Raw genomic sequence first — 10,052 nt, 5'->3', positions numbered from 1 at the left:
GCTAGATATCCACATACTTACTCACAGTCCGCGCTAACGCTGCTGCGCTCGCCGCATGGCTGGTCAGGATTCAGTCAGGATTGAGTCAGGATGGGTTTGAGAAGGTCCGTGATTATGCGTAATGGTTGATTTCCGAAATTCGGCTTTTGAGCTGGGATTTCCAGCATTTGTGCACTCGCGCGATAACGGACGATTACGCCTGATTACCCCTCAGAAGAATCAATGGGTTCCGGGTTCGAGTCCCGGGGGGCGCACGGATAAGCCTCGGAGCACTCTCGCCAGTGATCCGGGGCTTTTCTGCTTCCCGGCAACGGTCATGTATTTCCCCGGTGCCCAGTATCCTGAGAATGTGACCGTATCCCCCGTTGCCACCGGAATCGCTTCCGATCTCGAACTGGCCCTCACGCTGGCTGACGCCGCCGACTCCGAGTCGCTCCCGCGCTTCGACGCCAGTGACCTCGAGATCTCGACCAAGGATGATCGGTCGCACGTCACAGACGCCGACCTCGCCACGGAGCGCGCTCTCCGAGCCATCCTGGCCGAGGAGCGGCCATCGGACGGGATCTTCGGCGAAGAGTTCGGCGTCGAGGGCGACGCTCAGCGGCAGTGGATCATCGACCCGATCGACGGCACCGCGAACTTCATGCGCGGCATCCCGCTGTGGGGCACGATGATCGCCCTCGCGGTCGACGGCGTCCCCGTCGTCGGCGTCGTCAGCATGCCCGCCCTCGGGCGGCGCTGGTGGGGATCCACAGGGGCCGGCGCTTGGACGGCGACGCACACCGGATCCCGGCGCCTCGAGACCTCGCCGGTCGCATCGCTCGACGACGCCGCGGTCAGTTTCCAGAGCATCACCCAGTGGGCGGATGCCGGTCAGCTGCCTGCCCTGCTGCGCGTCGCCGATCGAGTGTGGCGCGACCGTGCATACGGCGATGTGTACGCGTACATGATGCTCGCCGAGGGACGGCTCGAGATGGTCGCCGAGTTCGGTGTCAAGGAGTACGACGTCGCCGCCGCCGTGCCGATCGTGCGCGAAGCCGGCGGTGTATTCACCTCCTTCGACGGAACCGACAGCATCTCTGAGCGCTCAGTACTCGCAACCAATGGGCATCTGCACGACGCGTTCCTCGCACTCACCCACGACAACGACTGATCCGGAAGGCCCCGATGAACAGCCGTCTCCCCGCTTTCGCGCTCACGTCGGCAGCGCTCCTCATTGCGCTCACCGGCTGTGCGGCCGAGACCGACGCCGCCCCGACCGCGGCGCCCTCCCCGACGGAATCCGCATCAGAGCCGCCGCCGGAACCGGCACCGGTCGAGACCGGTGCCGCTGACGAGGAGCCGGCCGCGGAGCCGACCTGCGAGACCATCATCGGTCCGAACACCATCGCGATCTTCGAAGAGCACGACTGGACCCATGAAGAGCAGGAGTTCCGGATCGGCGCCGACGTCGTCGACGGCGGGATCCATTGCGTCTGGGGCGACTATACGGTCGCTTCCGACCATGTGCAGCTCTTCGGTTGGGCTCCGATCAGTCACGCCGAGTCCACATCCGCACAGCAGAAGCTCCTGTCCGACGGCTGGCTACGGGTCGATGAGGAAGGGCACACGTTCATCACCGAAGATCCCGCATTCGCGATCGCGGTAGACGAATCGGGTTACGGCATGACCTATGAATTCGGCGACGGCTGGGTCACCCTCGCCGACACCAAGCAGAGTCTGGTGCTCATCAAGCAGCCCTGATCAGGGTCAATCCACAGTGACAGCGGCTTTGTGGAGCTGGGGGGAATCGAACCCCCGTCCAACGCTGAGTATCCACGGCTTCTCCGGGCGCAGTCTGTGCAGACGTTCTGCTCGGCTCCGACCTTTGTCACAGACACCTAAGTCGACGAGCCCAGCCTGGGAAGAGTCCCGTGTGACGTCCAGACGCCGTCACACAGCAAGATTCCTAGATGACGCCAGGGTCCGTATCGGAATCACATACGGTCTGACGGACTATCGGGCTCGCTTATGCAGCGAGGGCGAAGTCGTTGCGCTTTGTTTCGGCAACTATTGTTTTGCAGGGAGCGTTCACGAGATAACCCTGCATCCTCGGCCCGCTTCACGTGAATTCACAAGCACTGTCGAAACCGATCAGCCCCGTGTGTCTTCTCTCGAAGGAACCGCTGTCACTCTGTGGATTTGTCACGCCGAATGCCGAAGCACCCGAGCATCACAGATTACAACGTATCCGAAGCCCGCGCCATTCCTGGCGTAGAGTCGCAGCCATGAGCGATGTCACCATCACCGTACGCGGCGAGAACGAAGCGCGCATCGCGCCCGAGCGCGCCACGATCCACATCACCGTACGGGCCGAAGGCCCCGAGCGCTCAGCCGTGGTCGACCGTGCGATGCGCCTCGCTGAGCCGGTGCGCACGAGCATCACCGAAAGACAGGATGCCGGCACGGTCTTCGAATGGAACAGCAAGCGCCTTTCCGTCCGCGCCGAGCGGCCGTGGAACAGCGACGGCAAGCAGCTCGCTCCCGTTTATCGCGCCAGCATCGAGCTCAGTGCGACCTTCGTCGAGGCATCCGAGCTGTCGATCTGGGTCTCTGAGATCTCGGCGTGGGACGGCGTCGAGGTCGGCTGGGTGAACTGGCACCTGACGCCGCAGACCCGGGCAGATACCGAGCGCGAGGTCGCTTCCTCGGCAGTCGAGGTCGCCGTTCAGCGCGCCCAGGCCTATGCCGCGGCACTCGGCCTGGGCACCGTGACACCGCTGGAGATCGCCGACACCGGACTCATCTCGCACGACGCGGCACCCGCTCCGCAGATGATGCGGGCGCGCGGGTTCGCGTTCGCGGCCGCGGATACCGCGCCAGCCATGGAATACGAACCCGAGGACATCGTCGTCTCCGCGACCGTCGAGGCGCGTTTCACCGCACACTGAGCGGACGCGGCTACCTCGCGCACTCCTCGCGAGGCGACGCGTGATCAGTGCGCGAACGGCGCGAGGTCTGCCGCCAGGCGCTCCGACACATGCGCGTGGATCTCGGTGCCCTGCTCGCCGTGCTCGGCCGATTTCAGGATGCCGGTCTCGTGCACCGCCGCGATCAGGTCGCCGCGGTCGTACGGCACCAGCGCGTGAACCTCGACCGCGGGCATCGGCAGTGCCACATCGATCGCCGCGCGCAGACCGTCGATGCCCTCGCCGGAGCGCGACGACACGAAATGCGCCTTCGGCTCGAGCCCCTGCAGCACCAGACGATCGTCATCAGCGATGAGGTCGGCCTTGTTGAACACCACGATCTCGGGCAGATCGCGCGCGCCGACGTCTCCCATCACGTCTCGCACGGTCTGCAGCTGTCCGGCCGGATCGGGGTGGGATCCGTCGACCACGTGCAGCACGATGTCGGCATCGGCGACCTCTTCGAGCGTCGAGCGGAACGCTTCGACGAGCTGGTGCGGAAGATCTCGCACGAACCCGACCGTGTCGGTGAGCGTGTAGACGCGGCCGTCGTCAGTCGCAGAGCGGCGCACCGTGGCATCCAGCGTAGCGAAGAGCGCGTTCTCGACGAGCACACCGGCGCTGGTGAGCGCATTGAGCAGACTGGACTTTCCGGCGTTCGTGTACCCGGCGATCGCGACCGACGGGATGGTGTTGCGCTTGCGCTCGGCGCGTTTGGCGTCACGGGCCGGTGCGAAGTCGCGGATCTGGCGGCGCAGCAGCGCCATCCGGGTGCGGATCCGGCGCCGATCCAGCTCGATCTTCGTCTCACCGGGACCGCGCGACCCCATACCGGCGCCACCGGCACCGACCTGGCCACCGGCCTGACGGCTCATCGAGTCACCCCAGCCGCGCAGGCGCGGCAGCAGGTACTCGAGCTGTGCGAGCTCGACCTGCGCCTTGCCCTCACGGCTCTTGGCATGCTGGCTGAAGATGTCGAGGATGACGGTCGTCCGGTCGATCACCTTGACCTTGACCACGTCCTCGAGTGCGCGGCGTTGACTGGGTGCGAGTTCGGCGTCGGCGATCACGGTGTCGGCACCGGTCGCAGCGACGAGGTCCTTCAGCTCCTGCGCTTTGCCGCGGCCCAAGTAGGTCGCCGGATCAGGATGCGGGCGCCGCTGCAGCACGCCATCGAGCACGACCGCTCCGGCCGTCTCAGCGAGTGCGGCGAGTTCACGCAGCGAGTTCTCGGCATCGGTCTGCGCACCCTGGGGATAGACGCCGACCAGGACGACGTTCTCCAGCCGCAGTTGGCGGTATTCGACCTCGGTGACGTCCTCGAGCTCGGTGGAGAGCCCGGCGACGCGACGCAGCGCGTGACGGTCCTCACGATCCCATTGGTCCCCGTCCCGATCGCCGAAACCGGCGGAATCCGTGGGCTGCAGCGCCTGTGCTGCGCCGAACACCCGCGCCTCGGTGCGCTTCTCTGCGCTGGCCAGCACGCGGTCGAGGGTCTCGTCGCTCTGGGTGTCTTCTGTGGTCTTCGTCATCCTCTGCCTTCTGTATCGGGCGTATTAACCTTAACCCGCCCGTCCGGTACGCTCGCCGTATGGGGTCCGATCACTACTTCTCTGCGGCTCCGGCGAGTGCGGAGAACCTGCGGACCATCCGCGTCACCCTCGCCGGCCGTGACCTCGAGGTCACCACCGCCGCCGGTGTGTTCAGTCCGGACCGGATGGATGCCGGAACCGGAGTTCTGCTCGCAGGCATGCCTCCCCTGCCGCCCGGCGGTCACTTCCTCGACCTCGGGAGTGGATGGGGACCCATCAGCCTCACCATGGCCCTGGCCTCACCGCACGCCACCGTGTGGGCGGTGGATGTGAACGAGCGGGCGCTCGATCTCGTACGGCGCAATGCCGAGGCTCACGGCCTCACCAATATCAACGCCGTGCAGCCGGATGATGTTCCCGATGAGATCGTGTTCCGCACGATCCGCTCGAACCCGCCGATCCGCGTGGGCAAGAACGTGCTGCACGACATGCTCGAACAGTGGATCCCGCGGCTCGACGAGCGCAGCGACGCCTGGCTGGTCGTCCAGCGCAATCTGGGCGCCGATTCGCTGCAGCGCTGGCTGGCGGCGACCTTCACCACCGGCTACAGCGTGTTCCGCAGCTCGACGGGCAAGGGCTACCGGGTGCTCCGGGTGCGACGGCACGGCACCCCGCCGACCGAGCCGATCGACGTCGTCTGAGCGAGAGCCCTGATCAGACCCGGGCTCCGCTGCGCAGGCTGAAGCTCGCACCGCGGTGCTCGGCGGGCAGCCGGTCACCGCGACCGTGCAACTTGTGCCGGAGCGTGCCCGGCACGTACTCGGTCTGGTACACGCCGCGACGCTGCAGCTCGGGCACGATGAACTCGACGACATCCTCGAAGGTGCCGGGAGTGATCGCGTAGGCGAGGTTGAATCCGTCGACATCCGCCTCTTCGACCCACTCCTGCAGGAAGTCGGCGACCTCTTCGGGCGAGCCGACCACGCGGGGGCCGAGGCCGCCGATGTTGCCGAGTCGGGCGATGTCTCGCACCTTCCACTCTCTGCCATCGTCGTCGGCCTGCTGGAAGTTCGCCACCGTCGACTGGATGGCATTGCTCTTGACGTTGCCGAGCGGCTCGTCGAGGTCGAACTGCGACAGGTCGATGCCCATCCAGCCCGACATGAACACGAGGGCACCCTCATCGCTGGCGTACTGCAGGTAGTCCTCGTACTTGGCCTGCGCCTTCTCGCTCGTCTCATCGGTGATGATCGTCAGCAGCGTGTAGATCTTCGCGGAGTGGCGGTCGCGCCCGGCGGCTTCGAGAGCGTCGCGGATGCGCTTGACGGTGCCTGCCAGCACGGTCTTGGTGGGTGCGGCGATGAAGATCGCCTCGGCGTTGCCCGCTGCGAAGGCGACGCCGCGCGGCGACGCGCCGGCCTGATAGATCACCGGTGTCCGCTGCGGCGAAGGCTCGGAGATGTGGATGCCGGGAACAGTGAAGTGCTCGCCGTAATGGCCGATCTCGTGCACCTTCGCGGGGTCCGTGAACACCCCGGACTCGCGGTCGCGGATGACTGCGTCGTCCTCCCAAGAGCCCTCCCACAGCTTGTACGTGACTTCGAGGTACTCATCGGCGACGTCGTAGCGCTGGTCGTGCTCGAGCTGGTCGTCGTGCCCCATATTGCGCGCTGCCGACGGCAGGTAGCCGGTGACGACGTTCCAGCCGACCCGGCCGTTCGTGAGGTGGTCCAGGGTCGTCATGCGTCGGGCGAACGGGTAGGGATGCTCGTACGCGGTGCCCGCGGTCACCCCGAACCCGAGATGCTCGGTGACCGCCGCCATCGCGCTGACGAGCAGCATCGGGTCGTTGACCGGCACCTGCGCGCCGTGCCGGATGGCCGCCTCATTCGAGTCGCCGTAGACGTCGTAGGTTCCGAGCACATCCGCGATGAACAGCCCGTCGAAGTGCCCGCGTTCGAGCAGCTGGGCGAGCTCTGTCCAGTAACCGAGCTGCGTGTAGCGCGCTGACTGATCGAGGGGGTGCCGCCACATTCCCGAGGACTGGTGGGCGACGCAGTTCATATCGAAGGCATTGAAGCGGATCTGCTTGCTCATGCGCACCATCGTGAACCATCACGAGGTCCGATGCCGCATCGCGCGTCATGCGACGACGCATTCGCGCATCGCGTGCTGCCGCGTCGGTGTTCAGATGAGGTCGACGGTACCGCTGAATACGAGCTGCGCCGGTCCGGAGAGCGCGACGTGCTCGCCGTCTTCGGCGGGGAACATGCGCACGCCGAGCGTGCCGCCAGGAACCTCGACGCGCCAGTTGTCCGGCGCACGGTCGCCCGCCCAGTAGCGCACGGCGAGGGCGGTGGCCGCGACCCCGGTGCCGCAGCTCAGGGTCTCGCCCACGCCGCGTTCGAACACGCGCATCGTGACGTGCCCGATGCCGTCGCGCACGAGCGGCTCGCCGGGGACGACGAACTCGACGTTCGCCCCAGCCTCAGGGTCGGGGTCCAGCTCGGGAATGTACTCCAGCTCGAGGCTCGCGAGCTCGTCGTCGGATGCCAGGGCGACGACGACATGCGGGTTGCCGACATCGATCCCGAGCCCGGGTCGGGCCACATCGAGCCCCCGCGCCTTGGCCAGCGGGTCGTGGCCGGACAGTCGCCAGCGACCGAGGTCGACCTGGTAGCCGTTGGCGCTGCTGGTGACGTCGCGAACGCCGGCACGGGTGCCGACCGGAAGCGTGGAGCCTGCTTCGATCGTCGCGAGGCCGGCACGGACGAGGTAGTGCGCGAACACCCGCACGCCGTTCCCGCACATCTCGGCGATCGATCCGTCGGCATTGCGGTAGTCCATGAACCACTCGGCGGCCGGCTCCTCGGCGAGGCTCGCGGCACCCTCGGGGAGCGCACGCGAGCGCACCACTCTGAGTACGCCGTCGGCGCCGATCCCGAAGTGGCGGTCGCAGAGTGCCGCCACCTGCTCGGCCGTGAGGTCGAGCTCGCCGTCGGGGTCGGCGATGATCACGAAGTCGTTGCCGGTGCCGTGTCCCTTGGTGAATGCGACCATGTGTCCAGTCTAGAGAGCACGGGCGGCCGAGAGCACGGTCGTCATTCCGCCAGGATGACGCGAGGGTCCGCCATCGGCGAGAGCCATTCGATGCCGGGGTACCGCTTGAACCACGACACCTGACGTCTCGCGTAACGGCGCGTGAGCGCCTGCGTCTCGGCGATGGCTTCCGCTTCGGTCTTCTCCCCCGCCAACTGCGCCAGCGCCTGGGCGTAACCGATCGCGCGCGGCGCGGTCGTACCCCGCTCGATCCCCTGGTCACGCAGCCGGGCCGCCTCCTCGAGCATGCCGTGCGCCCACATCCGGTCGACGCGGCGGTCGAGGCGTTCGACGAGCTCGGGACGATCGACGTGCATTCCGAGGATGCGGGTGGGCGCGTGCCACAGCTGCGGTTGATCGGGAAGGACCGCCCCGTGCGTCTGCGCCCCCTGTTCGAGCACTTCGAGCGCCCGGACGACGCGGCGACCGTTCTTCGGATCCACACGAGCGGCTGTGTCGGCATCTCTCTCGCGCAGCCGGGCGAACAGGGCGGCCGCTCCGAGAGTTTCGAGCTCGCGCTCCAGACGCTCGCGCACCGCCTGGTCACGCGGCGGGAATCGGAAGTCGAAGAGCACGCTCGACGCGTACAGTCCCGAACCACCGACGAGGATCGCGTCACCGCCTCTGCTGTGGATGTCTTCGATGGCGGTACGAGCGAGCGGCTGGTACCAGGCGACGGCGGCATCATCGGTGACGTCGCGGACGTTGAGCAGGTGGTGAGGGATGCCGCGCCGTTCGGCGACGGGCAGTTTGGCGGTGCCGATATCCATGCCCCGGTACAACTGCATGGCATCGACGTTCACGATCTCGGCCGGATTGCCGCGTTCACGCAGCGCCTCAGCGAGGTTCAGCGCGAGGTCACTCTTGCCCGTGCCGGTGGCGCCGACGATCGCCCAGAGGCGCCGGTCAGACACGCCGGTCAGACACCAACGCGGAGCGTGGGCAGTCCCAGCGAGACGGCACGCGGTGCACCGGCGTCTCCCGCGGGTGCCGGCACGGCGCACGACTCGGCCTGCGCACGATCCCAGGCGTCGCCGCCACGGGTGCGGCGGATGCGCAGTGGCGCACCGGTCGGGTCGTCGGCCAGAAGGTGGAACGGCGCACCGTGCGTGATCGTCACGGTGACGACATCGCCCGGACGCGGCAGCTCCGACCCCGCGGTCACCTCGAAGTGAACAAGACGGTTGTCCTCGGCACGACCGGTGAGACGGTGCGTCGCGGCATCCTTCTTGCCCTCGCCGACGGAGACGAGCGCCTCGACCTCGCGGCCGACCTGCTTCTGGTTCTCTTCGAGCGAGATGCGCTCCTGGAGGGCGATCAGCCGGTTGTAGCGCTCCTGCACGACCGCCTTCGGAACCTGATCCTCCATGGTCGCCGCCGGCGTGCCCTCGCGGATCGAGTACTGGAATGTGAACGCACTGGCGAAGCGTGCCTGCTCGACCACGCGCATGGTGTCTTCGAAATCCTCGTCGGTCTCGCCGGGGAATCCGACGATGATGTCGGTGGTGATCGCCGCGAACGGCATGCGCTCGCGCACGCGGTCGAGGATGCCGAGGAATTTCGAACTGCGGTAGGAGCGGCGCATCGCCTTGAGGATGCGGTCGCTGCCGGACTGCAGTGGCATGTGCAGCTGCGGCATGACCGACGGGGTCTCTGCCATCGCGTCGATGACGTCATCGGTGAACGCGGCCGGGTGCGGGCTGGTGAAACGGACTCGCTCGAGTCCTTCGATCTGACCGGCGGCACGCAGCAGCTTGCTGAAGGCCTGACGGTCACCGAACTCGACCCCGTAGGAGTTCACGTTCTGGCCGAGCAGAGTCACCTCGATCGCGCCGTCGTCGACGAGCAGCCGGATCTCGTTGAGGATGTCGCCGGGGCGACGGTCCTTCTCCTTGCCGCGCAGGCTCGGAACGATGCAGAAGGTGCACGTGTTGTTGCAGCCGACCGAGATCGACACCCACCCGCTGTGCGCGGAATCGCGTTTGGTCGGAAGAGTCGAGGGGAACACCTCGAGGGATTCGAGGATCTCGAGTTCGGCATCGCCGTTGTGCTTAGCGCGCTCGAGGAGGCCGGGCAGGGACCCCATGTTGTGCGTTCCGAAGACCACGTCGACCCACGGCGCCTTGTCGAGCACGGCGTCCTTGTCCATCTGGGCGAGGCAACCGCCGACGGCGATCTGCATGCCCTCCTTGCGACGCTTCACCGAGGCGAGGTGCCCGAGCGTGCCGTAGAGCTTGCCGGCGGCGTTGTCGCGAACGGCGCAGGTGTTGATGATGACGACGTCGGCTTCGGCGCCGGCGTCAGCGCGGATGTATCCGGCGCTCTCGAGTGAGCCGGAGAGGCGCTCGGAGTCGTGCACGTTCATCTGGCACCCGAAAGTGCGCACCTCATACGTCCGCTGGTGGCCGTCGGCGTCGACGGCTGCGGAGGACGCCGAGATGATCGTCGGATCGCTGCGGGGAATAGTCATGGT

General features: G+C 66.9%; 9 protein-coding genes and 1 other RNA gene. 4 read left to right on the top strand and 6 right to left on the bottom strand.

The annotated features are described in order from the left end of the window. Positions 1-349 precede the first annotated feature (349 nt). Both hisN and ACTICP_RS03800 read left to right on the top strand, forming a co-directional pair. The gene (gene hisN / locus ACTICP_RS03805) at positions 350-1,153 is read left to right on the top strand and encodes a histidinol-phosphatase (protein WP_441889663.1); all 804 of its coding nucleotides are present in this window, start codon (positions 350-352) and stop codon (positions 1,151-1,153) included. Between the two features lie 14 nt (positions 1,154-1,167). Beyond that, positions 1,168-1,743, top strand: a complete 576-nt coding sequence (locus ACTICP_RS03800; protein ID WP_441889661.1) for a hypothetical protein — start codon at positions 1,168-1,170, stop codon at positions 1,741-1,743. A 28-nt stretch (positions 1,744-1,771) separates the two neighbouring features. On the opposite strand, the gene ssrA is transcribed toward ACTICP_RS03800, so the two are convergent. Beyond that, positions 1,772-2,141: a transfer-messenger RNA gene (gene ssrA, locus ACTICP_RS03795) on the bottom strand. 126 nt (positions 2,142-2,267) lie between these two features. On the opposite strand from ssrA, the gene ACTICP_RS03790 reads away from it, so the two are divergent. Beyond that, on the top strand, positions 2,268-2,930 hold the full coding sequence (locus ACTICP_RS03790; protein WP_441889659.1) for an SIMPL domain-containing protein: 663 nt from the start codon (positions 2,268-2,270) through the stop codon (positions 2,928-2,930). Between the two features lie 44 nt (positions 2,931-2,974). Here the strand turns inward: ACTICP_RS03790 and hflX are convergent, their stop codons facing one another. Further along, positions 2,975-4,480, bottom strand: coding sequence for a GTPase HflX (gene hflX, locus ACTICP_RS03785; RefSeq protein ID WP_441889656.1), 1,506 nt, complete (start codon positions 4,478-4,480; stop codon positions 2,975-2,977). Between the two features lie 59 nt (positions 4,481-4,539). On the opposite strand from hflX, the gene ACTICP_RS03780 reads away from it, so the two are divergent. Further along, positions 4,540-5,181: a class I SAM-dependent methyltransferase gene (locus ACTICP_RS03780; RefSeq protein ID WP_441889654.1), complete on the top strand. Its 642-nt coding sequence runs from the start codon at positions 4,540-4,542 to the stop codon at positions 5,179-5,181. Positions 5,182-5,194: 13 nt separating this feature from the next. On the opposite strand, the gene ACTICP_RS03775 is transcribed toward ACTICP_RS03780, so the two are convergent. The 4 genes from ACTICP_RS03775 to miaB all read right to left on the bottom strand — a co-directional run bounded on the left by ACTICP_RS03775 (position 5,195) and on the right by miaB (position 10,049). Then, positions 5,195-6,577 carry an LLM class flavin-dependent oxidoreductase gene (locus ACTICP_RS03775; protein WP_441889652.1) on the bottom strand — a complete coding sequence of 461 codons (1,383 nt, stop codon included), beginning with the start codon at positions 6,575-6,577 and terminating at the stop codon, positions 5,195-5,197. Between the two features lie 90 nt (positions 6,578-6,667). Next, on the bottom strand, positions 6,668-7,540 hold the full coding sequence (gene dapF, locus ACTICP_RS03770; protein WP_441889650.1) for a diaminopimelate epimerase: 873 nt from the start codon (positions 7,538-7,540) through the stop codon (positions 6,668-6,670). Positions 7,541-7,581: 41 nt separating this feature from the next. Continuing rightward, positions 7,582-8,493: a tRNA (adenosine(37)-N6)-dimethylallyltransferase MiaA gene (gene miaA, locus ACTICP_RS03765; protein ID WP_441889648.1), complete on the bottom strand. Its 912-nt coding sequence runs from the start codon at positions 8,491-8,493 to the stop codon at positions 7,582-7,584. 5 nt (positions 8,494-8,498) lie between these two features. Further along, positions 8,499-10,049 carry a tRNA (N6-isopentenyl adenosine(37)-C2)-methylthiotransferase MiaB gene (gene miaB / locus ACTICP_RS03760; RefSeq protein WP_441889646.1) on the bottom strand — a complete coding sequence of 517 codons (1,551 nt, stop codon included), beginning with the start codon at positions 10,047-10,049 and terminating at the stop codon, positions 8,499-8,501. Positions 10,050-10,052 lie beyond the last annotated feature (3 nt).

It is taken from the genome of Microbacterium sp. (assembly GCF_052102115.1).
GTDB lineage: Bacteria > Actinomycetota > Actinomycetes > Actinomycetales > Microbacteriaceae > Microbacterium.
Note: the sequence above shows the minus strand (reverse complement) of the source record. Positions and strands in the feature narration are given on the sequence as shown.